At 43.5% G+C, this 24737-nt stretch carries 21 protein-coding genes; 6 read left to right on the forward strand and 15 right to left on the reverse strand.

What is annotated here, in order from left to right; all coding sequences use genetic code 11:
* Window positions 1-2: 2 nt before the first annotated feature.
* From BMW86_RS09380 to rsfS, 3 genes are read right to left on the reverse strand one after another with little or no spacing between them, the layout of a single operon-like run.
* A complete protein-coding gene (locus tag BMW86_RS09380) occupies window positions 3-638 on the reverse strand; it encodes a LutC/YkgG family protein (RefSeq protein WP_089781176.1) in 636 nt (211 codons plus the stop codon).
* Window positions 639-644: 6 nt separating this feature from the next.
* Window positions 645-2669 carry an ATP-dependent zinc metalloprotease FtsH gene (gene ftsH, locus BMW86_RS09385; protein WP_089781178.1) on the reverse strand — a complete coding sequence of 675 codons (2025 nt, stop codon included), beginning with the start codon at window positions 2667-2669 and terminating at the stop codon, window positions 645-647.
* Window positions 2670-2708: 39 nt separating this feature from the next.
* Entirely contained in the window at window positions 2709-3119 is a 411-nt protein-coding gene (gene rsfS, locus BMW86_RS09390) for a ribosome silencing factor (RefSeq protein WP_089781180.1), read from the reverse strand.
* 207 nt (window positions 3120-3326) lie between these two features.
* On the opposite strand from rsfS, the gene BMW86_RS09395 reads away from it, so the two are divergent.
* Window positions 3327-4106, forward strand: coding sequence for a biotin--[acetyl-CoA-carboxylase] ligase (locus BMW86_RS09395; protein WP_255372888.1), 780 nt, complete (start codon window positions 3327-3329; stop codon window positions 4104-4106).
* Between the two features lie 456 nt (window positions 4107-4562).
* The gene (locus tag BMW86_RS09400; RefSeq protein WP_089781181.1) at window positions 4563-5504 is read left to right on the forward strand and encodes an AraC family transcriptional regulator; all 942 of its coding nucleotides are present in this window, start codon (window positions 4563-4565) and stop codon (window positions 5502-5504) included.
* 55 nt (window positions 5505-5559) lie between these two features.
* On the opposite strand, the gene BMW86_RS09405 is transcribed toward BMW86_RS09400, so the two are convergent.
* From BMW86_RS09405 to BMW86_RS09420, 4 genes are all read right to left on the reverse strand, one after another.
* Window positions 5560-5889: a translation initiation factor gene (locus BMW86_RS09405; protein WP_089781183.1), complete on the reverse strand. Its 330-nt coding sequence runs from the start codon at window positions 5887-5889 to the stop codon at window positions 5560-5562.
* A gap of 10 nt (window positions 5890-5899) precedes the next feature.
* Window positions 5900-6784 (reverse strand): diacylglycerol/lipid kinase family protein, encoded by an 885-nt coding sequence (locus BMW86_RS09410; RefSeq protein ID WP_177189207.1) that lies wholly within the window; start codon window positions 6782-6784, stop codon window positions 5900-5902.
* A 26-nt stretch (window positions 6785-6810) separates the two neighbouring features.
* Window positions 6811-7656, reverse strand: a complete 846-nt coding sequence (gene nadC / locus BMW86_RS09415; RefSeq protein WP_089781187.1) for a carboxylating nicotinate-nucleotide diphosphorylase — start codon at window positions 7654-7656, stop codon at window positions 6811-6813.
* A gap of 89 nt (window positions 7657-7745) precedes the next feature.
* On the reverse strand, window positions 7746-8165 hold the full coding sequence (locus BMW86_RS09420) for a DUF4783 domain-containing protein (protein WP_177189208.1): 420 nt from the start codon (window positions 8163-8165) through the stop codon (window positions 7746-7748).
* 265 nt (window positions 8166-8430) lie between these two features.
* On the opposite strand from BMW86_RS09420, the gene gpmI reads away from it, so the two are divergent.
* The 3 genes from gpmI (at window position 8431) to uvrC (ending at window position 12548) form a co-directional block, all read left to right on the forward strand.
* A complete protein-coding gene (gpmI, locus tag BMW86_RS09425) occupies window positions 8431-9954 on the forward strand; it encodes a 2,3-bisphosphoglycerate-independent phosphoglycerate mutase (RefSeq protein WP_089781190.1) in 1524 nt (507 codons plus the stop codon).
* Between the two features lie 200 nt (window positions 9955-10154).
* Window positions 10155-10730, forward strand: coding sequence for a hypothetical protein (locus BMW86_RS09430; RefSeq protein ID WP_089781193.1), 576 nt, complete (start codon window positions 10155-10157; stop codon window positions 10728-10730).
* A gap of 9 nt (window positions 10731-10739) precedes the next feature.
* Window positions 10740-12548, forward strand: coding sequence for an excinuclease ABC subunit UvrC (gene uvrC / locus BMW86_RS09435; RefSeq protein WP_089781195.1), 1809 nt, complete (start codon window positions 10740-10742; stop codon window positions 12546-12548).
* Window positions 12549-12604: 56 nt separating this feature from the next.
* Here the strand turns inward: uvrC and gldN are convergent, their stop codons facing one another.
* The 7 genes from gldN to BMW86_RS09470 all read right to left on the reverse strand — a co-directional run bounded on the left by gldN (window position 12605) and on the right by BMW86_RS09470 (window position 21993).
* Window positions 12605-13633, reverse strand: coding sequence for a type IX secretion system ring subunit PorN/GldN (gldN, locus tag BMW86_RS09440; protein WP_089781197.1), 1029 nt, complete (start codon window positions 13631-13633; stop codon window positions 12605-12607).
* An 11-nt stretch (window positions 13634-13644) separates the two neighbouring features.
* The gene (gene gldM, locus BMW86_RS09445) at window positions 13645-15183 is read right to left on the reverse strand and encodes a type IX secretion system motor protein PorM/GldM (RefSeq protein WP_089781199.1); all 1539 of its coding nucleotides are present in this window, start codon (window positions 15181-15183) and stop codon (window positions 13645-13647) included.
* 59 nt (window positions 15184-15242) lie between these two features.
* The gene (gldL, locus tag BMW86_RS09450; RefSeq protein WP_089781201.1) at window positions 15243-15986 is read right to left on the reverse strand and encodes a type IX secretion system motor protein PorL/GldL; all 744 of its coding nucleotides are present in this window, start codon (window positions 15984-15986) and stop codon (window positions 15243-15245) included.
* Between the two features lie 247 nt (window positions 15987-16233).
* The gene (locus tag BMW86_RS09455; RefSeq protein WP_089783618.1) at window positions 16234-17517 is read right to left on the reverse strand and encodes a T9SS ring complex lipoprotein PorK/GldK; all 1284 of its coding nucleotides are present in this window, start codon (window positions 17515-17517) and stop codon (window positions 16234-16236) included.
* 446 nt (window positions 17518-17963) lie between these two features.
* Window positions 17964-20006 carry a thioredoxin domain-containing protein gene (locus BMW86_RS09460; protein WP_089781203.1) on the reverse strand — a complete coding sequence of 681 codons (2043 nt, stop codon included), beginning with the start codon at window positions 20004-20006 and terminating at the stop codon, window positions 17964-17966.
* Window positions 20007-20111: 105 nt separating this feature from the next.
* Window positions 20112-20903 carry a uroporphyrinogen-III synthase gene (locus BMW86_RS09465; protein ID WP_089781205.1) on the reverse strand — a complete coding sequence of 264 codons (792 nt, stop codon included), beginning with the start codon at window positions 20901-20903 and terminating at the stop codon, window positions 20112-20114.
* 37 nt (window positions 20904-20940) lie between these two features.
* Window positions 20941-21993, reverse strand: a complete 1053-nt coding sequence (locus tag BMW86_RS09470) for a DUF4271 domain-containing protein (RefSeq protein WP_143056535.1) — start codon at window positions 21991-21993, stop codon at window positions 20941-20943.
* Between the two features lie 33 nt (window positions 21994-22026).
* Here BMW86_RS09470 and hemW point away from each other — a divergent pair, with 33 nt between their 5' ends.
* On the forward strand, window positions 22027-23208 hold the full coding sequence (gene hemW / locus BMW86_RS09475) for a radical SAM family heme chaperone HemW (protein ID WP_255372889.1): 1182 nt from the start codon (window positions 22027-22029) through the stop codon (window positions 23206-23208).
* A gap of 286 nt (window positions 23209-23494) precedes the next feature.
* On the opposite strand, the gene BMW86_RS09480 is transcribed toward hemW, so the two are convergent.
* Window positions 23495-24682, reverse strand: a complete 1188-nt coding sequence (locus BMW86_RS09480) for an aldose epimerase family protein (RefSeq protein ID WP_089783619.1) — start codon at window positions 24680-24682, stop codon at window positions 23495-23497.
* Window positions 24683-24737 lie beyond the last annotated feature (55 nt).

Raw genomic sequence — 24737 nt, forward strand, 5'->3', positions numbered from 1 at the left:
TTTTATTGATCTACCAGGAATACATACACCTCTTTAGGACCGTGTATACCTACTACCAGTGTCTTCTCAATATCTGCCGTACGGCTTGGACCAGAAGCAAAATGAATGGAAGAAGGTAATTCTCCCTGGTATTTATCTTTCAAACGGGTAATGGCATCTTTCAGATCAAATACCAGCTGATGCGTATAAGCAATCACAATATGAACAGGCGTATATACAGGTAATGCTCTGCCGGAAGCCTGTGCCGCACTCAGTACCATGGTACCGGTACGTGCCACCAGACATTCACAGTCTGTAATCGCTGCCTGTGCAGTATGCATATCCCCGTTGTTCATGAAAGGGAATTGCTTTAACTGAAACTGCTGCATCAGGGAAGGTGTCTGGCAATACACATCATCCCACTCTTTACTGGTTACAAGGGCAACCAGATTATCCACGACTTCATTTTTACTCGTGCAGAAAATGAACTTCCCCTGTAAACGGGCAAACTCCTCTGCAAACTTCATTTCCAATCCGTCGTGTTCCTTTATAAAAACGGAACTGTTGCCCTCCGCATTTGGGAAGGGCAACTGTACCGATTGACTCAATGCATTACGTACTTTCTTAAGAATATTTTCCTTGGCAGGAGATATCTTCATATTAGCTTACGCATTAACAGGTGAAGGCGAAGGATTGATGATATCCGAAGGATGTACACCATCAGTGCCGATGCTTTCATTGTTTCTCTGGTGTTCTCTGTGAACATCCCATGGACGTTTACCGATCAGTCTTTCCAGATCTGCCTGATATAATACTTCTTTTTTCAACAGTTCCTGTGCAAGGGCTTTTACCTGATCCAGCTTTTCTGTCAGCAGGTTTTTAGTCCTTATGTAAGCCTTGTTGATCAGCTGACGAACTTCTTCATCTATCATCTTGGAAGTTTCCTCAGAGTAAGGTTTTGTAAATGCCTGATCGCTGTTAGGATCATAGAAAGATACATTACCTACTTTTTCATTCATACCATACACAGTTACCATCGCATAAGCCATACGGGTAATAACCTGCAAGTCATTCTGCGCACCGGTAGATATTTTACCAAACACCAGGTCTTCTACAGCACGACCGCCAAGGGTCATACATATATCGTCCAGTAACTGTTCGGTATTGTAGAGGTATTGTTCTTTAGGAAGATATTGTGCATATCCTAGAGCAGCAACACCACGTGGTACAATTGTAACTTTTACCAGCGGGTTAGCATGTTCCAGGTGCCATCCGCAGATAGCATGACCAGCTTCATGATAAGCGATCACTTCTTTCTCTTCAGGAGAAATGATCTTGTTCTTCTTCTCTAAACCACCAATTACACGGTCAATCGCATCATTGAAGTCGTCCATTTCCACTTCCGTTTTGCCTTTACGGGCAGCAATCAAAGCAGCCTCGTTACATACGTTGGCAATATCGGCTCCAGCAAATCCGGGGGTCATGGAAGCAAGCTTCTTAACATCCAGGATAGGAGAAGTTTTAATAGGCTTCAGATGCACTTCAAAAATGGTCTCTCTGCCAGCCAGATCTGGTTTATCGATAGAGATCTGACGGTCAAAACGTCCCGGGCGCAATAACGCACTATCCAGTACATCCGGACGGTTGGTAGCAGCCAGAATGATGATACCGCTATCAGTACCGAAACCATCCATTTCAACCAGCAGCTGGTTCAGGGTGTTTTCACGTTCATCATTGCTCATCATCACGTTCTTACCCCTTGCACGGCCAATCGCATCTATTTCATCAATAAATATGATACAGGGAGCCTTTTCACGGGCCTGCTTGAACAGGTCACGTACACGGCTTGCACCCACACCTACGAATAGTTCAACAAAGTCAGAACCTGACATAGAGAAGAATGGTACCTGCGCTTCTCCGGCCATTGCTTTGGCCAGCAGGGTTTTACCGGTACCCGGAGGGCCCACCAGCAAAGCTCCCTTAGGGATTTTACCCCCCAGTGCAGTGTATTTCTTCGGGTTCTTCAGGAAATCCACGATTTCCATGACCTCGACTTTAGCTTCGTCCAATCCGGCAACATCACTGAAAGTGATATTTACACGGGTACCCTTGTCGAACAGGGTTGCTTTGGACTTGCCAATGTTAAAGATGCCTCCCGGACCGCCACTGCCACCGGCAGGACCGCCCATTTTACGCATCAGTAATACCCATAGACCAATCAGTAATACCAGCGGTAACAGCAGTTGAATGAATGGTTCAAACCATCCCTGTCTGTCCTCGTAAATCACTTTTACCTGATCTTCTAATGGTGTGTTAGCCTGAGCTTTATCCATATCTGCTTTAAAGCTTTCCTCACTGCCTATGCTAAAACGGAAATGTGGACCGGCATTTGGTGCGCCGAAACGCCCTTTTGCCACTTTATCAAATTTGGGCTCGTTCAGCCTCTCTTTTTTAATGTAAACCTCTACAGACTTTTTGTTCACCACCACCAGCTTGTCTACATCTCCTGGTTTCAGGTAATCAAGTTGAAATTCCTGAAAACTAAGCTCTTTAGGCTGGGCTCCGAAATTAAAAAAGTTCATAGCCAGCAAAGCGACCCCTATAAAGGCGTACACCCAGTATATATTGAACTTTGGTCCTTTCTTTGGCGATTTGTCTGACCCCTTGGTGAAGTTGTTGCCTCTTTCCATAATCTTACGCTCCTTACGGATGTCGTTATTAGTTAAAAGTTATAAGTTATTCTCATTATGCTCCATTCGTTCTGCATCACTCCACATGTCTTCCAGACTGTAAAATTGCCTGGTTTCGGGTTGGAATACATGCACTACAACATTCACATAATCTACAAGTATCCATTGTTGTGCGGTAAATCCTTCGTGTTTGTAGGGCTCTTCTCCCAGATGCTCCTGTATCTGATGTTCAACATAGTCTGCAATAGCCCTAACCTGTGTATTGGAATTGGCCTCACATATAACAAAGAAGTCAGCCACAGCTTCAGGAATCTGGCGTAGATCCAGGGATACAATATTTTCTCCCTTTTTATCCTGGATAGCCTTGATGATGATGGAAAAAATCTCGCTTTCTCTACTCAGACGCGTTAACGCCTTTTTTCTCGTACTCAGAACGGTTAAGGGTGCCAATAAAATCTCTTTTGGTTAAAAATAAACTTTAATTGTCAAAATTACTAAACAAGCGGCAAATAAACACCGGAATATGATATTGTCACAATGCATTCCAATATGCTTCCAATATTGGTATTGATACCTGGTATGCAGACGTTTGAGACTACTCGTTTATTGTAATGCCGGATCCTGTCTTTTGTTAAGAAAATGATAAAATGATTTACTTTGCTTTATTCAAAATATTTCAGAAAAGAATCTCTTGTGATCGGACAGCCTTTTTACATTTTAGACAAAGTAGACAGCACCAATAACTATGCCATGGAGCAGGTCAATAATGGGACCATAAACTCCGGAACTACCTGGTTTGCCATGGAACAAACAGCCGGAAAAGGACAACGTGGTAAGCAATGGCTCTCACCCCCGGGTGAAAACATCATGCTTACCATAGCCCTGCAACCCGGAATGCTGCCACTTTCCAGGCAATTTATGCTAAGCGTTGCAGTAGCGCTTGGTGCCTGTGATTTCTTTAGTCAACATGCTGGAGATGAGACCGGAATCAAGTGGAGTAATGACATTTACTGGCGTGACAGAAAGGCAGGGGGCATTCTCATAGAAAATGTACTGCGTGGCAATACATGGCAATATGCCATTATAGGAATCGGGTTGAACATTAACCAAACTACCTTTCCGGAGCATTTGCCCAACCCCGTATCCCTGCGCCAGATTACCGGTAAAACCTGGGATGCCATCGCCCTGGGCAAAGAACTCTGTGCCTGCCTGCAGGAGCGGATTCAGGCATTACATCCTTCTACTTATGACAGCCTTTTAACCGAATACATCAGCAAACTGTTCCGCCTGAACCAGGCCGGTCTTTACCGCATGAACAACGAATACTTTGAAGGCATTATACGAGACGTATTACCCGATGGCCGCCTCTGCCTCGAAAAAGACAAAAATATTATTCAACTGAACTTCGGAGAGATTGAATTTGTACTTACAAAGTAGGACATCTGTCCGGTTTTAAAAAAGCCGAACAGATGTTTCCGTACCTATTTCGATAGTAGAGACGTTATCGACAAGAAAGGACAGACCGGGTGTTCAATAAGGGTGAAGGAATAGAGAAACGGATTACATGTTGTTCATTACACTAAATATAGGTTCTGTAAGACAAAACATGTAATCCGTATATAATCTTGTATGCTGCTGCAGATAGTTGGTTGTAATAGTGGTAAGCAGTTCCATCAAAAGGCACATGATGAAAACAAGATTTTGGTTGATAAAGGTGAACTCAATTTGTGAAATCTTTGTTAATTTATCAAATTTAAAAATGCAACATCGATACAAATGGCGTATTGGCAGGAATTATACCTCTTTTGACCGTCTTTACCATCTGCATATTCATACATCCATACATCAATAACCGGTAACCCATTAGCGCTGCTTTTTTGTTAACTTTAATATATGGCCACCAGTAATAATCGCAGAAGTATTCAACGTGTGGGGCTGAACCAGATTGATAGCAGCCTCCTGCAGGTAGCCGTAAACACACCTGCCACACCAAAAGTACCAGCCAAAAGTAGCTTTGCTGTGCATTCACGTGCTACAAATCCCTGTAAAGAATATATTTCCGCCAGCAGACGTGATTATTATAAGATTTCCCTTATCACCGAAGGCTCTGGTACATTCACACTGGGAGACCGTGTATATAAGATAAAAGCGCCCAGCCTCCTTTTCATCAATCAGGTAGAAGTAAAAACATGGTCACCGGTTGGCCCGCAGGATGGTTACTACTGCATGTTCACAGAACACCTGTTCGAAATGCGGCGGGATTACCGGGATGAACTCCTGCATTATCCGCTTTTCCAGATAGGCGCCAACGCCGTGCTGAAATTGACAGAAGAACAGAGCAGCTACCTTCAGCAGATCTTCAGACAACTGATGAAAGAACATACAGATAGCGCTGCCTATAAACAGGAAGCTCTCATTATCTATCTTCAGCTGCTTCTACTGGAAGCTAAACGGATGGGCACGCCCGCAAGTGATCATCAACGTTCTTTAACAACAGCACAACTACTGGCAGAACGTTTTACAGAAACACTGGAAAAACAGTTCCCCATCGCTTCCGAGCAGGAACAGGTACAACTGAAAACTGCCGGCGAGTTCGCTCAGATGCTGAATGTGCATCCAAATCATCTGAATGCCACTGTCAAACGTGTTACCGGACATACCACCAGCGAACATATCCGGCAAAGGATCCTGCTCGAAGCAAAGCTCCTTTTAAGGCATACCGACTGGCACATTTCTGCTATCGCCTGGTGCCTTGGTTTTGAAGAACCCGCTAATTTCACGCACTTCTTCAAAAGCCAGACCACTCACTCTCCTCATATCTTCCGCACACTCTAAATAAAAAAGAGGCAGCCTCATAAATAATGAGACTGCCTCTATCCAAAAAATAAAATTACTTCGCTTTATATCCCCATTCCTGCAACCACTTTACGATTTTCTCCCTGTAATCCCCCTGAATCAGTATCTGACCATCCTTTGCACTTCCACCAGCCCCACACTTCGTCTTCAGTTTCTTACCCAGCTCTTCCAGATCATCTGTCTTTCCTACAAACCCATCTATCAGCGTCACCACTTTACCCGCACGTTTCTTCGTATCCAGTTTTACCCTCAGTTGCTGATGAGCATTTCCTAAAGTGTCTGTTTCTTCCGGTTCATCGTTATCTGGTGTAAACTGAGGATTTGTTGAATACACAATGCCACCGGAACCTTTTTTCTTGGACATAGAAATTACTTTAAAATCGATTAACAATCACCTGCAGGGCAGCAGGTTCAATACGGAAAATTACCTTTTCTCCTTCACTCAAAGGTACAGCATCTCCATCCACCTGTAAATGTGCCAGCTCCGGACTTGTAACAGTAATGTACTTACCTGTATAATGCTGCATATAATTTGTCTTATCAATCGTTCCTCTGAGAGAGTAAAACCCAATGGGTATTAATCCGTAAAAAGGAACAGGCGGTACCAGGCACACGTCCAGTTCACCATCAAACACACTTGCTTTAGGCGCCAGCTTAAACTCATAGCCAAACTGGTTACCATTTGCGACGGTAAAAAGGAAAGCGCGCTGCTCCTGTATCTTCCCGTCTATATTGATTTCGTACAACGGCCCCTTATACTTATTAAAACTTCCGAACACCAGCTTCGCATACCCCACTAATCCTCTCTTTTGCACATTGCGAAACTTATCCGCTATCAAAGCATCAAATCCAACGCCCGCATTACTCAGGAACATATGTTCATTGGCATAACCAACATCCATAGGCCGGCGACGACCATCCGCTATCAGCTCAAGTGCATAAGGTACCTTCATTGGTATTTTAAGTGCCCTTGCCAGTCCATTGCCACTACCCAACGGTATAATGGCCAACGCTGTACCGGAGCCCACCAGGCCCTGTGCTATCTCATTTATAGACCCGTCTCCACCCACAGCAACTACCGTGTCTACACCGGCCTCCACCGCCTCCCGGGCAAGCACAGTGCCATGCCCCAGGTATGCCAGGTGTGTAATCTCTACAGAGAATGCTTTCGGCGTTAAATATCTCCGGATAACTCCCTCCAGGCGTTTCTCTCTGTCCGTACCGGCTTTCCGGTTGATGATAAATAATATCTTTCTCAACTTCAGGGATATTTCTTTGTTAAGTACTAAAGAGCTTTAAGACTAAGGTCCAGGCTCACAGCATGATGAATAACGGCTCCTGCCGACACATAATCCACACCTGTTTTTGCATATTCTTCCAGCGTATTCAGGTTAATACCGCCGGATGCTTCCGTTTCAAACCGCCCGTTAATCAGTACCAGCGCTTCACTTACCTGCTGAGGTGTGAAATTGTCCAGCATAATCCGGTGTATTTGTCCTACAGCAAGCACTTCCCGCACATCTTCCAGGCTCCTTGTCTCCACTTCTATCTGCAACGGCAGGTTCTTTTCCTTTAAATAAGCCACTGTTTTATTCACGGCAGCAGTAATGCCTCCGGCAAAATCAATATGATTATCCTTCAGCATCACCATATCATATAATCCCATCCGGTGATTAACACCACCGCCTATCCTTACTGCTTCTTTTTCCAGCAAACGGAAATTAGGTGTTGTCTTACGTGTATCTAATAAACGGGTATGATATCCTTTCAGTTTCTCCACGTACTGATGTGTAAGCGTAGCGATACCACTCATGCGTTGCATACAGTTCAGTACCAGCCTTTCTCCCATCAGCAGCGTATGCACTAATGCATTCACTTCAAAAGCTGTTTCCCCATTCTTCATCACTTCACCATCTTTCTTAAAAGGAATAAGAACAGTATTTGGTTCCAGCAGCTGGAATATCGTCTTTGCCACTTCCATCCCTGCCAGTATTCCATCCTCTTTTATTTTCAATATAGCTTTGCCCGTTGCCGTAGCAGGAATACAGGCAAGCGTGGAATGGTCCCCGCTACCAATATCTTCCGTCAGCGCATTTTGTATAAGATTCCTGAGTGCCGATTCTTCTAACATACTACCGGTTTAGAACAACGAAAGTAATGAAATAAAAAAAGTCCGGGAGTTCCGGACTTTTTAAAATATTTCTGTCTGCATTAATCTGCTTATTTATTTTCGAAACGTAACTCATTCAGCACCATCGAACCCCCCTTCTTCTGTAAAAAGAAGGAAGTACGGAAAGAACCTGCTGAAGTTCCCATATTACCAATACCAAAACGGGACCCACCTCCACCTTCACCCTGGTGAATCAGTTCAAATGATTTCACCTGGTTCTTTGCAAAAAAATCCTTCAGTATTATTTCAGCCTGTGACTTGCTGTAAGAGTTGGACTTGCCGGAAATATTTATTTCAACTGTATTATCAAGATAACGGGATAATGCGCTAACATCTCCTTGTTTGATCGAGCTGACCACATCTTCGAAAGGCCCTGCGGCCGTAGGTTTCATTGTAGCAGCTGACAGTGTAAATGCTGTAATAATGCCTCCAAACAACACCACCCCTAGCACATACATTAACTTTTTCATCGTCAGTATTTTATTAAGTAGTAAAGTTTTCATCATCTGGTATGAAATGGGCTAAAACTATGCCAAAGTGCGGGTTCGCATTTAAAATACAATCATCGTTGTATTGCACAGGCATTAATTGATGCAAATATATTAATATATAATTTTACAATTACCCTTAACTGCAATAAACTTCCACCTTATCTTTTAATCCAGTATGTTTTTTGCTCTCATTTCAATAAGTTTGACCCCTGAAGTAGTACTTTAAAAAAATCTCAGCAGATATATGGAAAAGAAAAGAGCCATTCTCGTTATTATGGATGGATGGGGGCAGGGACAGGTTCCTGCCGCTGATGCAATAGCACATGCAAAGACACCTTTTGTTAGCAGTCTTTATGGGAAATACCCGCATAGTACACTCGTTACCTGTGGTGAACAGGTAGGCTTACCTGATGGACAGATGGGTAACTCAGAAGTGGGGCACCTTAATCTGGGCGCCGGCCGTATCGTGTACCAGGAACTGCAACGTATCAATGTAGCTGTCCGTACAGGAGAACTGGCTTCCAATCCTATATTACAGAACTCATTCAACTACGCTAAAGAAAACGACAAAGCCCTTCACCTGATAGGCCTTGTTAGTGACGGTGGTGTTCACTCTCACATCAGCCACCTGAAAGCGCTCACACAAATCGCTAAAGATAAAGGTCTTACCAAAGTATTCATCCACGCCTTTACTGATGGACGTGATACTGATCCTAAAGGCGGACTGGAATACATGACCGACCTGGTAGAACACCTGAAACAAACTACCGGTCAGGTAGCCAGTGTTACAGGCCGTTACTATGCAATGGACCGCGATAAGCGCTGGGAACGTGTGAAACTGGCTTACGATGGACTGGTAAACGGTACTGGTACTCCTACTCAGGATGTACTCACAGCTATCAGGGCTTCCTATGCAGATGGTGTTACCGACGAGTTTATCAAACCTATCATCGTTACCGATGCGCAACTGAAACCTATCGCTACCATCCAGAACGGTGATGCTGTACTCTGTTTCAACTTCCGTACGGACCGTTGCCGCGAAATCACACAGGTGCTTACCCAGCAGGATTTCCCCGACTTTGGTATGCATCCCCTGCAACTGAACTATACAACTATGACCGAGTATGATAAAACATACAAAGGCGTACATGTAATATTTGAGAACGATAACCTCAATAATACAATAGGAGCAGTACTGGAAGATAACAACCGTACCCAGATACGTATCGCAGAAACAGAAAAGTACCCGCACGTAACCTTCTTCTTCTCCGGCGGACGTGAAAAGGAATACGAAGGCGAACGCAGACTGATCATCGCTTCTCCTAAAGTAGCTACCTACGATCTGCAACCGGAAATGAGCGCAAATGAAATCGCAGATGCTATCGTACCGGAAATTGAAAGCAAATCGGCCGACTTCATATGTCTCAACTTTGCCAATGCAGACATGGTAGGGCATACCGGCGTTTGGCCAGCCGTTATCAAAGCGGTAGAAACAGTGGACGCCTGCGTGGAAAGAGTAGTCACCGCTGCTCTGAAAAACGATTATACCGTTTTCCTTACTGCCGACCATGGTAATGCAGATTACATGATCAATAGCGATGGTACTCCCAACACCGCCCACTCACTCAACCTCGTTCCTTACTTTTTGATCAGCAATGATTTCAAAGGAGAATTAAAACCAGGTAAACTGGGCGACGTGTCCCCAACCATCCTTCAGATTATGGGCCTTCCCATTCCTAAAGAGATGACAGGCACCCTACTCATTTAACAAACTTTAGGTTATAACAGGAAGCTGTCGCGGGTATCCGCGACAGCTTTTTTTTTGTCACTGTAACTATTGCCATAGTTCCAACGTTTAATGTTTTTTTAGTGCTCTCGACAGATTTGCTCATGCATCAGATGCGCCGTTTTCACGGCGCATTTTTTTTATCACAAGCTGCATAACTCATTCTTCCCTAACTTTGTCAGATGGATTATCGTTTCTCCTGGACATTTCTGTCTGCTGCCCTTGTCTTCGCTTCCTGTGGCACCGGCGTTAATCAGCAACAGACCCAGGCTAATGGCTACAGAGATTTAAAAGGATACTTTAAACAGGAATTGGTGGATATCAGTCAGCAGAAACCTGCCCTATATAAAACGGTCACGCTTAATAATCAGCGGGATAGCGTTACCATCAATACCCCCGATTCGGCACAACTGCAAAACCTGTTGCAACCGTTCCTGGAAGTAGACCTCAACAAACCCTCTCTCAGGGATGCCTACGATACAATAGTCCTTCCGGACCAGTTCACCGGTAAACGCTCTCTCCTGTACAAAGCCAGGAATAAAGCCACACTTCCCCAGGAAGTGATCCTGAATGTAGACAGTAGCCAGCGTATAGAAAATGTACAGATGAATAAACATGTCCAGAACCTGGTATACGAATACCAGCAACACCTGGAATATCAGCACAATAACCACATCCGTATCACTACCTGGCAGAAAATAGCATTCCTGCCATCCAAAGAACTGGATGTAAAGATTTTGCTCAGGGCGCACAATTGATTGTAAACAATGACAGCAGCAGAATTTCAACAGATATCACATACCATCCCCTTACAGGCGGGTATTTATAAATACTACAATGAAAGTAATGAGATCTTATATGTAGGTAAAGCCAAAAGCCTGCGTAAAAGAGTGAGTTCCTATTTTTTAAAGAATCATGATAACTATAAAACACATAAACTCGTTGAATGCATTCATCATATAGAGTTTACCATCGTAGACTCTGAACAGGATGCCTTTTTACTGGAAAACTCCCTCATCAAACAGTTCCAGCCAAAGTTCAATATAAACCTGAAGGACGATAAAACATATCCTTACATGGTCATCAAACACGAACCTTTCCCCCGCGTATTCCTTACCCGTAATATTATAAAAGACGGTTCGGAATATCTCGGTCCTTTCACCTCTGTAGGACGTGTAAGAGAACTGCTGGACATGATCCGTTACAACATTCCTTTGCGTACCTGTAATCTCAATCTTTCACAACAGAATATCAGCAAAGGCAAGTATAAAGTATGCCTTGAATATCATCTGGGCAACTGTAAAGGCCCTTGCGAAGGACTGGAAACAGAAGAAGAATACCGTGCAGGATTACAACAGGTAAAGAATATATTAAAAGGGAATCTCACCCCCGTATTGCAGGAATTCCGCGCACAGATGCAGGAGCACGCCATCAATATGGAATTTGAGAAAGCAGAAATACTCCGTAAAAAGATAGAGAGCCTTAATGCTTATCAATCCAAATCTGCTATCGTCAATTCACGTATAGGTAATGTAGATGTCTTCTCTATTATCAGTGAAGGCAACCATGCCTACGTAAATTATCTGCGTGTTCTGAATGGCACCATTGCAGATACAAAAACAGTAACACTCGAGAAGAAACTGGAAGAAGAAAATGAGGAAGTACTAACCTATGCAGTGGGATATTTACGTGATGCCTTCCACAGTTTAGCGCCGGAAATTATCGTGCCTTTTGACATGGAATATCCGGAAGAACATATAACCGTTACCGTTCCTAAAACCGGCGACAAAAAGAAACTGCTGGAACTCTCAGAGAAAAATGTAAACTACTTCAAAGAAGAATTATACAGAAGAAAGATCCTGCACCTGGAAGGTAAAAGCGATATGGAAAAGAAGAAGGTATTGTACCAGTTACAGGCCGATCTTGAACTACAGCAGTTACCGGTTCATATCGAATGTTTCGATAACTCCAACTTCCAGGGAAGTTATCCCGTTTCTGCCTGCGTGGTCTTTAAAGATGGTATCGCCTCAAAGAAAGACTACCGTCATTTCAATATTAAGACCGTAGAAGGTATTAACGACTTTGCATCCATGAAAGAAGTCGTTTTCAGGCGCTACAGAAGGTTGCTGGAAGAAAACCAGCCATTACCTCAGCTGGTGATCATTGATGGTGGTAAGGGGCAGCTGGGATCGGCCATGGAGAGTATCCGGGAACTGGACCTTGTAGGTAGTATGACCGTCGTAGGACTTGCCAAGAATGAAGAAGAGATCTTTTTTCCGGGAGATAAAGACAGTATCAAATTACCCTACGATAGTGAAAGTCTGAAACTGATCCGCCGGGTCAGAGATGAGGTACACCGGTTCGGTATTACCTTCCACCGGCAGAAACGCAGTAAAGGCACCTTCAAAAATGAACTGGAGAATATAAAGGGGATCGGAGAGAATACTGCCACACAACTATTAAAAACATTCCGGTCGGTCAATAAGATCAAACTTCTCTCGGAAGAAGAGCTTGTCAAAGAGATAGGCAACGCAAAAGCAAAACTGGTCTTCGATTATTTCCATAATAACTCATAAAGTAAAAAGCCGTGCAGATATTATCTACACGGCTTTTTAGCTTATTTACGAGCAGATTAGTACTGCCACATGTCTTGTTCTTTATTAAAGACTTTGTCTTTGATCGCCTGACCTTCCAGGAGACGCATAGTACCATCTTTAATGTAATCCTTGATCTCACGGTTATACGTGTTGTTCTCCTTGATTACGAAACTGGAGAAAAAGCGCATTTCGAAAAGATCTTCCCAGCTCATAGTAGCGGCATCGTTATTCTGGTTGTACACATCGTACTTAGCCAGGATAGGACGCATATCAGGATAATATACCCAGAACAATGGGATAGCGGCACGTAAAGATCCATCTTCGTTCATACGTGATACCATAGGTGCAATACCCAGGATACGTACTTTCAGAGCAGATGCTTCTTTATCGAACACCCAAACTTCTTTGATCTTGTACTGAACAACAGTACGTGGGTCAAATTCATCACGGGTGCTTACCATTTTCTCCTCACCGGTTATAGGGTCAATACTACGTACTGTCTTCTCCTCTCCGCTTAGTTTAGTTTGAATCTCAGGGTAAGTAAGGGGAGTGGTGAAACGGTCGTCGATAGGACTGAACGCTTCTACTTCCTTATTCTTAACAGAATTGATCAGGATATTAATGAACAGCTGGTTTACACCAGATTCGTCCTCAACATTATACTGGAAAGGAAGGTTCATCTTTTCACGGATATCTATTACCTGCCAGATCTTCTTCTCCCAGAATTCATCATCTGAGCGGATGTGATCGTAAGCAATAGGAATACGGTCTCTGATGAAGTTCTTTTCAGAAATCCCGTCTGTACGCAACGACTTGCGAGGCGTATCTACAGGTATACCTACACCATCCGGGCGCTGTGACTGTGCTGGTGGTGGGGGAGGTGGTGTAACGCTGTTACCCGTCGCAGGATTCACAAGCGAAGCGTCCTGAGTTGCAGGGGTAGCTGCCTTAGCAGAGTTCCGGCGCGTTGTACGGCCACGTTGCGCATATGATGACTGAGTAGCCAGTAAAAATACCAGCATCAGGGAACACCAACCAATTCTGTTGAGGATGACTGCTCGCATAAAAAATAATATTAGTTAATATTGAATTTGATATTACTCATATCTCTCACTTTGCCTTCCGGCCCTTTCACACGTACGTTATCAAAATACACGATATCTCCTGCTCTTAATGAACGGATAGCACCCATTACACTAGGTGGGAAATATGCATTGTGTGCGTCACCTTCCACGTAATCCTTACCTGTTGCATCGATACCAATACGGTAACTAACAATCTCATATCTCACACCTTCAAAAAGGAAGTCTTCCAGGTCAGCACGTAAACCACCCTGTACTTTGAATTCTGCCGCTTTCATAGAAGGCCCTTTGCTGAGACCTACTTTCAATACCGGATCTGGTACGTACTTGATACGGAATTCTTTCGATCCCAGTGTCTTTACTTTACCATCGATATCCGCACTTACACTGATGGTAGCTTTACCAGGAGTATTTACGATTGCGGCATACTGACCGGCACCTGTTCTGCTGAGGCTACCACCAGAAATACTGGCAGATACTTTTTCAGTCGGAACACCACCTGCAGATACAGAGATTGGGTTCGATAATCCGATGTACAATACGTTCATCTTATCTGCAGAGATAGAAGTTGTTGAAGCTCCTACACTGTATGTTTCACTGAAAGGATAAGCTTCAGCTTCACCGTTTGGTTTTTTCAATGTTACTGTACCAGAGATCGTTTTTTCACCGATACCGCTAACAGGCATTGTAAAAGTACCCAGACCTTCAGAAGCTGTAACAGAAGAACCGTTTACAACGATCTCAGGATTAACAGTACTGCTGTAAGCACCTACTGCGATCTGAGCTGTTAAAGTCTGACCTTCCATCAGGTTCTTTGAGTTCAAAGAAACGAATGGTCTGATCTTATCGAATTTGAAATCATTTTTACCAATCTGAGCTAACAGATCATCAATGATTAAAGACTCAGAGTTTTTGATATCATTCTGGAATTTACTCAGAATGGTTACCGCTGCGATGGTTGGAACCATGTTAAAGTGGTATTGAGTCCAGGTCTTGTTTTTAGGACCATGTTCGCCACCATTTGATTTACCGATTTCAACGTGCAGTGGTAATGTTTTTTCGAAACTTGCTCTTTGTTTAGGATCAACGAAAGTCAGCAGCTTAGCGCGCAATTCTGTCAGACGTTTTTCCAGTTCAGGGCCCTGTTTGCGGTTCTCCATTACACGGGTAGGAGCATCCAGGTTATCCTTACTTTTTACATCGCCATATTCATTACGTCCACCACTTTCCCTGATGATAGTCTCCTTCAGTGTATCGAGGTAGACAAACATTTCAGCGGAAACTTTTTTCACCTCCTCAGCCTTATCTCTGAAAGGCTTGGTTTTTTCCGCATCAGTCTTCATTTGATTGTCGAACTGTGCGTAGGTGATATTGTTTTTATCGGTAATAGAACCGTTCGAAGTTATAATTGAGTTATTTACGATATTAAATGCGTTCAGTATTTCAGCAGAGACGTTCAATGCCAGCATGGCCGTCAAGACCAGATACATGATATTGATCATCTTCTGCCTGGGATCCTTTGGTAGTGCCATAGTTTGTTCTCAGATTTGAATGATTGTCTGTTGTTACTTCAAAAACTATCAGCGTTACCTTATCTGGCGCTGTGCATAGCACTGAGCATGTTTCCGTAAACAGTGTTCAGGCTTGTCAGGTTTTGTGCCAGTTTAGAAATTTGATCCTGTGTTTTGCGCGCATCATCGACGCTGCTGGTCATAGCCTGAGAAACAGTCAGCAGATTTCCGTAGAAATTGTTCATTGCTTTCAGGTGATTGTTAGTGTCCTGCAGCTCTAACTCATATATAGCATTCAGGGAAGCCAGATTCTTGGTCATACCCTGCATCTGCTCATGGAAACTTCTGGTTGATTCAGAAGCATTACTGAAGGAAGATACAGCAGCTGCTGCAGTAGTGTAAGCGTGAGCTACATTACCGATAGCGCTCGCAGCTTCTCTTGTTTTCTGTGTGTAGTCGCCGGTTGCAGCAACAACATCACTGATATCTCTCATTTTGTCTACTGTAGTACCTAATTTCTGAAAGTTCTCGCTTAAACGTTGCAGACTAACTGGAGTAATGTCAGCTTGTTCCAGCATTTTGTCGAGGCCAGCTAATGCAGGGCTTCCACCAGCCATCACAACTGCTTCACCATGTTCTCCACCGCTGTCCGGTACAAATGCATAAACAAAGAAGATAAGAGCTTCAGTACTCAAACCAACGATCAGGGCAATATCTGCGCCTGGCCAGTGTTGTAATTTAAACAGCGCTCCGATAATTACTACAGATGCCGCAATACAAACAAAGAAATTCAGCCATTTCGATGTAGTAGGATTCATAGCCATAGGTCAAAATTTACTAGTTAAAGTGTTAAAGGTTAAATTGTTATGGAATAGTTCTTGCTCAATGATAAATAGCGGATTACGCTCAATGCACATCATCATACGGTTTCTCATCTAAACATTATTTAATTGTTTAACACCACACATGCCCGTCCCAAAGGCACTCCGGAAAACTATCCCCGGCTCTTCGATCCTTATGGCTATCTTACTCATCTTAATCCGTAATGGCTGCTTCTTTACTTCCTCTTATTTATTTCTTATGACCGAAATCATTCTTAGACCTGCTCAGGAACGCAATCGTACATCTGAAACCGATATATGATTTAGCACTATCCTGATACTCATAGGACCTGGTACCTGTTTGCAGGAAATAACCAATGTCTTTCCATGATCCGCCTCTTACTGATTTACGCTTCATTTTAGGAGCTGCATCATCTGGTATGTCCATACGCAGATAAGGGTTCATATCTGATGTAAATGAATATGCATTTTCATAAAAGATATCCTGTGTCCACTCAGCTACGTTACCAGACATGTTGTACAAGCCATAATCATTAGGCCAGTAAGCATCTGCCCTTACAGTGTAGAAACCACCATCTTCAGGATAGTTACCACGGCCTGGTTTGAAGTTAGCCAGTAAACAACCTTTCTTGTTTCTCAGGTAATAACCACCCCATGGATAAGGAGATTGCTCTCTTCCGCCACGTGCTGCATATTCCCATTGTGCTTCAGAAGGCAACTGGAACTTATCTTCAGTGAACAGGTTCTTGGATAAACGGTAGTCTTCCCAGAACTTACTACGCCACTCAGCAAAAGCATTCGCCTGGTGCCAGGTTACACCTACCACAGGATAATTGTCAAATGCCGGGTGCCAGAAGTACATCCTCGTCATTGGCTCATTATAAGCGTAGGAGAAGTCCCTGATCCAGCACAATGTGTCCGGATAGATAGCTACATCCTTCTTTACAATGAACTTGGAACGTGACTTGTTAGCGTTTTCACGCCTCTTGGCCTGCTCCCAGTTAAAAGTTTCTGAATGGTACACCAGCTTATGCACATCAAATTCCTTCCTTCCGTATAAACGGTCTTCCGGAGCATAAGTCATACCTTCCAGTTTCTCTATGGTGGATTTATCCTTATAATTAATCTTCTTCTTCCAGTCAATCACATCCTGGCCACCATCACTCTTTACATCACCCAGTAAAATGTGGGCAATAGAATCTGTAACCCATTGTACAAACTGCCTGTACTCATTGTTCGTTATCTCCGTAGCATCCATATAGAAGCCGGAAATAGAAACAGACTTGTTACGCGCAGTGTAGGCATAGTTCAAATCCTCATCGCTAGGGCCCATGTGAAAGGTACCCGAGGGTACGTATACCATTCCATAAGGTACAGGCGGGAAATACTTCGGTCTGGGACTAACTCCAATGAGTTGTCCTTGTGCATTTTTGGGGGTTTTACTACCACCGCAGCTGGCGAGCAGGCTAACCAGCAATACTGCTAACAGACCACTTGATAAATTAAGCTTCATAAGGGTAGCTTTCATTGAAAATCATTTATTTCGTAGGCGACATAGCTTCATTGGCCACAATGACGCTATGGGTGTCGCTTTTTTCTTAAAAATGGCCGAATCACCAACCAGCCATTCACAAGCGCTCTAAAGCTTTTTTAAATAGTCACTTCAGAAATTACCGGTTATTTTACTCGTTGGTTTCACTCAAAAATATCTTTCCCTATGATCAGGTGTTAATAATTCAAGTCAGCACTTTCCCCTCATTCACCTGCTCTAATTTAATGTAAGATAACAAATGTAACGATTTATTTTAATCCGTAGTTAGTTTTCACCCAACTTTTTCATCTCTGAATGGAGAACCGTGACAATTAAAATAAACGTGTTTTTTAACATTTTATTATATCTTCTTCGAATCATTTTTATGTTTCTGCCAGACAGATATGGTCATGCAAGATACATAATAATTATATTAAATTAAAAATTTCCTCTATATCACTTACCGGCTTAATACAATGATAATTTTCACACACATAGATCCAGGTTTTACCCATCTGCTCCCTCTGCTCCAGTAAAGGCACTCCCTTTTTATCTTTTTCCGCTCCCAGTAATACTTTAAATGGTATATACCGCCTGCCTGTTTCTATCATTTTAGCCCTGTAATCAACCCCTACCACCGCTATCTCCTTTACACCCCTTACTTCCTGCAACATCAGCCCGCCCCAGATCCCGAAAGAAGTCGGATATCTTACCACCGACTGAGACTGTTCAAAAATCATCCTCATCGCCCTTTCTTCCCACTCCTTCCTGTCATAAACGATAGACAGGTAACGGATATTTGCTGCCATCACTGCATTTCCACTAGGCGTAGCGCCATCATACACCTCTTTCTTACGTACAATAACGTCCTGTTGGCCTTCTTCAGTATAATAAAAAAATAAATTTGTTTCATCTGAGAAGTTACTGAGCACATATTCAGTCAGTTTAGCCGCTTTTTCCAGCCAGCTGAATTCTCCTGTCACTTCCTGTAACGCGATAAACGCCTTTATCAGATAGGCATAATCATCCAAAAATGCCGGATATTTCGCTTTTCCGGATTTAAATGTATGATAAAAAGACTGTTTATCAACATGTTGCATGTTATCTATGCAAAAATTTGCCGCATTTACCGCCATCTCGCTGTACAACTCGCTTCCCAATGCCGCATATGCCTTACAACAGGCATGTATCATCAACGCATTCCAGCCCAGCAATATCTTATCATCCAGTGCCGGACGAATCCGCCCATCCCTTACTGCCATCAGCTTTTCCCTGCCATCAGCCAGCTTCCGGTTCAACTCTCCTTCATCCAGCCCTTTAGCGGCTGCAAATGCTGCTGCCGGTTGCAGTATCCTTAAAATATTCTGCTCTTCCCAGTTACCTTCCTCAGTTACATCATAAAATTCACAGAAAATAGCCGCATCTGCTCCTAACACGCGATCGATCTCTTCCTTACTCCATGTATAAAATTTCCCTTCAACCCCTTCTGAATCAGCATCCAGCGCCGCATAAAAAGCGCCGCCGGCATCTGTCAGCTCCCGCTGCACGAAACTCAGCGTCTCTGCAATAGTCTGTGCATATATACGGTTGCCTGTCAGTTGATAAGCTTCACTCAGCACATCCACAAGCAACGCATTATCATACAGCATCTTCTCAAAGTGAGGGGCCAGCCATTGACTATCTGTGCTGTAACGGGAAAATCCGCCACCCAGCTGATCATAAATACCTCCCTGCAGCATCTTATCCAGGGATAACAATGCCTGGTCCAGTGCTTCCGGCACTTTAAAACTATGGTGATACCTTAAAAGAGATTGTATAATAAATGTACCGGGAAACTTAGGTGCATTCCCAAACCCACCCCACTCCGTGTCCGCCTGCTGCATAATGTTCTGATACATAATATCACATTGCATCCGCGTAAACAATTCATCGTGTGGGACCAGCAGAGCAGGAGCGGCATTGGAGCCAAAACGGGACGCCTGCATCAGGTGCGCCGTCATATTATCTGCCTGTGTCTCAATATCTTCCCTGCGTTCCTTAAACGCCTGGGACAATGCCAGCAGCACATCCTTCCAGGAAGGACGGTTATAGGCTTTCACCGGCGGAAAATAAGTACCTCCGTAAAAAGGATGTTTCCCTGGTGTAAGAAACACATTCAGCGGCCAGCCGCCGGAACCCGTCATAGCCTGTACCGCATCCATATAAATATGGTCAAGGTCCGGACGTTCTTCCCTGTCTATCTTGATGTTAATGAAATGTTCGTTCATGATCCGGGCGGTTTCGATATCCTCAAAACTCTCACGCTCCATCACATGACACCAGTGGCAGGCCGCATAGCCAATGCTCACTAATATAGGTTTATCTTCCTGTAATGCTCTTTGCAGTGCTTCTTCCCCCCATGGATACCAATCTACCGGGTTATGCGCATGTTGCATAAGGTAAGGACTGGTTTCATTCGCAAGTCTGTTCAATTTCTTAAATTAGGATTTGGTTGTCGTAACGCTTTGTATCTCAAATATAAGAAAGGGACAGCTTATGCTGTCCCCCTCAAACAAGTTATTTATATCTTTTTAGTGTTATTTTTTATTGATCAGGGTAAGGTACTGCTCAAGGGCAGCAGGCATAGAGGGTGCCTGAGGTACCGGCGCCTTCAGATCAAGACGTAAACCAGCTTCTTCCACAGCGGCAGAAGTAGTGGGACCAAACGCACCTATCCTCGTTCCGTTCTGTTCAAATTCCGGCATGTTTTCAAAAAGTGATTTCACACCATAAGGACTGAAAAACACGATCATGTCATACGCATGCTCCGCCATCACTGCCTTTACATCATTCGAAACCGTCTTGTAAAGGGTAGCAGTAGCATACTCACATTTGTATGTTTTCAGCCATTCTTCAATATCCTTCTTCTGACTGTCTGAACTTGGAAACAGGAACTTCTCATTGTCCCGATGCTTGTTCATCACTTCCAGGAGACTTTTGGTAGAACCATCAGCCCCATAAAATACCTTACGCTTACGGTAAAGGATAAATTTCTGGAGATACAATGCAATCGCTTCTGTAATACAAAAGTACTTGCAGTCCTGAGAAACCTTGATCTTCATTTCTTCACAGATCCTGAAGAAATGGTCAACAGAATTACGGCTGGTAAAAATAACCGCCGTAAAATTTGGTATGTCAATCTTCTGTTTCCTGAAGTCTTTTGCGGACAGTCCCTCAACCCTTATAAACGGATGAAAATCCAATTTAACATTGAATTTCTTTGCTAGTTCAAAGTAAGGTGATTTTTCTGTTTCAGGTTTAGGTTGGGAAATTAGAATTGACTGAATCTGTTTTGTCTGCAAATCTTTTTTTGGCCCGCCTTTAATCATACTTTTTTTTGCTCTTGTGTTAACAATAGGCAGTTTGTTAGTGACTACCAGGACTACCAGTTAACCAGACCAGCAACACCTTAGTTATTATTAAAACCGGCGCTACTTCGAATGCGCAAAGGTAAAGAAAAAAATGTAATCTGCTGAAAGATAAGTATTGTTTTACCACAGAGTAAGACCGGATATACCTGTACGCTACCAGCAAAACTATAAAAAAGATCGAAATGTAGAGAAAAGCACGCGCTACATCCGGCTGGCAAAACGCCAGTATCACAAGGAATGGCACCAGCAGAATGCCTAACACCTTGTTAATCAGATATAAAATGAAGATATATGAATCCGCTAGCTCAATACTTCCAAACAACCATCCACAAAAACGCAACATCAGATATTTAACACTGTAAACAATCGCCACCAGCACAATTAACCCCGGAATCACCATCCAGGCATTGCTCGTATTAGTGATATACTGCTCACGGAACATCAGCAGGTAAATGTATAATGCCAGGCTGATCACAAAAAAAGCATTCAACAGGAAATTCGGAAAAGGAGATTGGGATAACTGGTCCTTCAGCTGACGCTGACTTAAAGTAGGATTCAAAAATGCCCGGAACAGGTCGGTAAAATATTTCAGATAACTCAGCCGTATAATGCCCAGCAACAGCACAATACCGCCCATCGTGTACACCAGCCAGTCCAGGTCCCTGTAATGACGTAACGGGTTCACATCAAGTCGCCTCGGCTTGTTCACCTTTAAAAATACATTTTTGGCCACCAGCTCCTTCATGTACACATCATACTCCGATACCTTCGGTGCCACCACTACTGCACTATCAACCGGTACCTGCAATAAACTGTCCTTATGAACAGCAATAGCCGGGGCCGCCGTATGCCGTACGCTGTCTTTGCGAATAGCAGAAGTGGCATGTAACAGCGTATCCTTACGAACAGCCGGTGCTTTTTTCTTTACCGGAACAGAGTCCCGGTGAATAGCCGTTTGCTTTACCGGCAGCGACTGCACGCCACTATCCGTTTGTGCCGCCAAACGTAAACAGGGTAAAATGAACAGGAACAATAACCACCTTCGCACCAGGAATATTTTTTAATGCTGTAATTTCGATGTTTGCAAAGATATAAAAATAGTCCACAGTCTTTGACTATCGACTACTTAACAACAATGGCAGGTATTTATCTTCATATTCCCTTTTGTAAGCAGGCTTGTTACTACTGTAACTTCCACTTTTCCACCACAAGAGAGCAACAATCCCTGCTGGTGCAGCAATTGCTGCAGGAAATGGTCCTGCAACAGGGCTATCTGGCAGGGCAATCCATCAGCAGTATCTACTTTGGTGGTGGTACACCCAGCCTTTTAACAGCAGAAGAATTAAATCTTTTGATGGATAAACTGCATTCCCTCTTCAAAATAGAAAAGAATGCAGAAATTACCCTCGAAGCCAACCCGGACGATCTCTCTCCAGCCAAACTAAAAGAACTGTCCGCTACAGGCATCAACAGGTTAAGTATCGGTATCCAGTCTTTCCATGAAGCAGATCTCCAATGGATGAACCGGGCACACGACAGCCGGCAGGCACTGGCCTGCATTAAAGATGCACAAGCGGCAGGTTTTAATAATCTTTCCATAGACCTGATTTACGGCGGACCTACCCTCAGCGATGAAGGCTGGCAGCAAAACGTACAACAGGCTATCGAGTTACAGGTAGCGCACCTTTCCTGTTATGCGCTTACCGTAGAACCGGGCACCGCGCTGGACCAGTTCATCAAAAAGAAGAAAATGGCCGCTGTTGATAACGAAAAAGCAGCCAGACACTTTGAACAACTCATAAAATGGACGGCCGCGGCCGGTTACGACCATTACGAAATATCCAACCTCGCCAAACCGGGATGGCATTCCCGGCATAACAGCAGCTACTGGCAGGGACAATCTTATCTGGGCTTAGGTCCTTCCGCCCACTCCTTTAACGGCCTTTCCCGGCAATGGAACGTGGCCAATAACGCTTTGTATATAAAAAGTCTGCAACAGGGTATTATCCCTTTTGAAAGGGAAGTACTGACCCCTACTATGATGCTCAATGAATACATTATGACATCCCTGCGCACTTCCGCGGGCTGTCACCTCTCTACCGTACTCGAACGGTTTGGCAGGGAAAAGCAGCAACAATTACAGGATGCAGCAAAAGAATTTATTGATAAAGGCTGGATGAAAAAGGAGCAGGACATATTAATCCTCACCAAAGAAGGCCGGCTTTTCGCGGATGGCATTGCATCAGACCTCTTTTTTGATTAATTAACCTTTATTGTATCTATTGCCTTAAAAAGGAAGCCAGAGTCCCTCTGATGGCTCATTCTATCATCATTCCTTCGTCGCTCCTTCGTCATACCTATATCATTCTACCGGCATTCCTATATCCAAACGATATACCTATGACGAAAGAATGCCGAAGGAATGAGGGTTCTATGACGAAGGGATATAGGATTTCTATTGAAATCAATACCAGTAAGGATCCTGGAAACATCAATAAAAAAGGCCGGCTCTTTATGAAGAGCCGGCCTTTTAAATATCATCTTAAAAACTATTTCTTAACACCAAACTTGTAAACACAGGTGTGCTTGTATGTTTCTCCGGGTTTCAGTACCACTGTAGGGAAAGAATGTCCGTTTGGAGAATCCGGGAAATGTTGTGTTTCTAAACAAAACGCTCCACGGAAAGCATAGGTCTTACCTTCTTTACCGGTATCAGTACCATTCAGGAAGTTACCACCATAGAACTGAACACCCGGTTCGGTTGTCCATACTTCCAATGTACGGCCGCTTACTGGTTCCAGTACAGAAGCTGCAAGGGAAAGTTCATTACCCTTTTTATTCAGCACATAGTTATGATCATAACCATTACCGAATTTAATCTGCTGGAAGCTGGTATCACCCACTCTCTGACCGATAGCCGCAGGCGTTGTAAAGTCCATTGGAGTACCCTTTACAGCTTCCAGTTTACCCGTTGGGATCAGTGTACTGTCCACCGGTGTGAAACGGTCTGCATTAATCATCATGATATGATCATTAATATCTCCGTTACCAGCACCTTTTAAGTTAAAGAAAGAGTGATTGGTGAGGTTTATTACAGTCGCTTTATCGGTAGTAGCCTCATAATCGATCTTAAACTCGTTACTGTCTGTCAGTTCATAAGTAACGGTTATATCCAGGTTACCCGGATAACCTTCTTCACCATCTACAGATTTGTAATGGAATTTCAATGTATGATCATTAGGTTGCTCTGCATCCCATACCACATCATTGAATCCCTTTTTACCGCCATGCAGGTGATTAACCCCGTTGTTCACAGCCAGTGAATATTCTTTACCGTCCAGTTTGAACTTGCCTTTAGCAATACGGTTACCATAACGGCCCACGATACCGCCATAATATCTTTCTTTGGTGCTGACATATTTTGCAATATTATCATACCCCAGTTCCACATCAGCCAGTACTCCTTCTTTATCAGGAGCCAGCAAACCTACTATCTTGATACCGTAATTTGTAACAGCAGCCTGTACCCCGCCTTTACCTTTCAGGTAATACAGTTTAACCGGTTTGCCGTCAATGGTGCTGTCAAACTTTGCAGCTGGTATCTGTGCCTCTATTGAAAGGCTCTCTTGTTTGGTACTCATACTATCTACGGAATTATTGTTGGTTTTTGTACCAGACTGGCAGGCGCTCAAACTTACAGCGGCCGCCACGGTTAATAGTGGAATAACATTTTTCATAATTGTTGGAATATTATAAGGGTACAATATACGCTTTTCATAGAAAACGAAAAAA

This window comes from Chitinophaga sp. YR573 (assembly GCF_900110995.1).
In the GTDB taxonomy this organism is placed as follows: Bacteria; Bacteroidota; Bacteroidia; order Chitinophagales; family Chitinophagaceae; genus Chitinophaga.

Excerpts from the sequence above, each read along its gene's own strand:
- BMW86_RS09420 (WP_177189208.1), bottom strand. The coding sequence starts at position 8,165 with ATGAAAAAGTTAATGTATGTGCTAGGGGTGGTGTTGTTTGGAGGCATT.
- gldM (WP_089781199.1), bottom strand. The coding sequence starts at position 15,183 with ATGGCACTACCAAAGGATCCCAGGCAGAAGATGATCAATATCATGTAT.
- BMW86_RS09480 (WP_089783619.1), bottom strand. The coding sequence starts at position 24,682 with ATGAAAAATGTTATTCCACTATTAACCGTGGCGGCCGCTGTAAGTTTG.
- BMW86_RS09455 (WP_089783618.1), bottom strand. The coding sequence starts at position 17,517 with ATGAAGCTTAATTTATCAAGTGGTCTGTTAGCAGTATTGCTGGTTAGC.
- BMW86_RS09430 (WP_089781193.1), top strand. The coding sequence starts at position 10,155 with ATGGATTATCGTTTCTCCTGGACATTTCTGTCTGCTGCCCTTGTCTTC.
- nadC (WP_089781187.1), bottom strand. The coding sequence starts at position 7,656 with ATGTTAGAAGAATCGGCACTCAGGAATCTTATACAAAATGCGCTGACG.
- gldN (WP_089781197.1), bottom strand. The coding sequence starts at position 13,633 with ATGCGAGCAGTCATCCTCAACAGAATTGGTTGGTGTTCCCTGATGCTG.
- BMW86_RS09405 (WP_089781183.1), bottom strand. The coding sequence starts at position 5,889 with ATGTCCAAGAAAAAAGGTTCCGGTGGCATTGTGTATTCAACAAATCCT.
- gpmI (WP_089781190.1), top strand. The coding sequence starts at position 8,431 with ATGGAAAAGAAAAGAGCCATTCTCGTTATTATGGATGGATGGGGGCAG.
- BMW86_RS09400 (WP_089781181.1), top strand. The coding sequence starts at position 4,563 with ATGGCCACCAGTAATAATCGCAGAAGTATTCAACGTGTGGGGCTGAAC.
- BMW86_RS09465 (WP_089781205.1), bottom strand. The coding sequence starts at position 20,903 with ATGATTAAAGGCGGGCCAAAAAAAGATTTGCAGACAAAACAGATTCAG.
- uvrC (WP_089781195.1), top strand. The coding sequence starts at position 10,740 with ATGACAGCAGCAGAATTTCAACAGATATCACATACCATCCCCTTACAG.
- BMW86_RS09380 (WP_089781176.1), bottom strand. The coding sequence starts at position 638 with ATGAAGATATCTCCTGCCAAGGAAAATATTCTTAAGAAAGTACGTAAT.
- gldL (WP_089781201.1), bottom strand. The coding sequence starts at position 15,986 with ATGGCTATGAATCCTACTACATCGAAATGGCTGAATTTCTTTGTTTGT.
- ftsH (WP_089781178.1), bottom strand. The coding sequence starts at position 2,669 with ATGGAAAGAGGCAACAACTTCACCAAGGGGTCAGACAAATCGCCAAAG.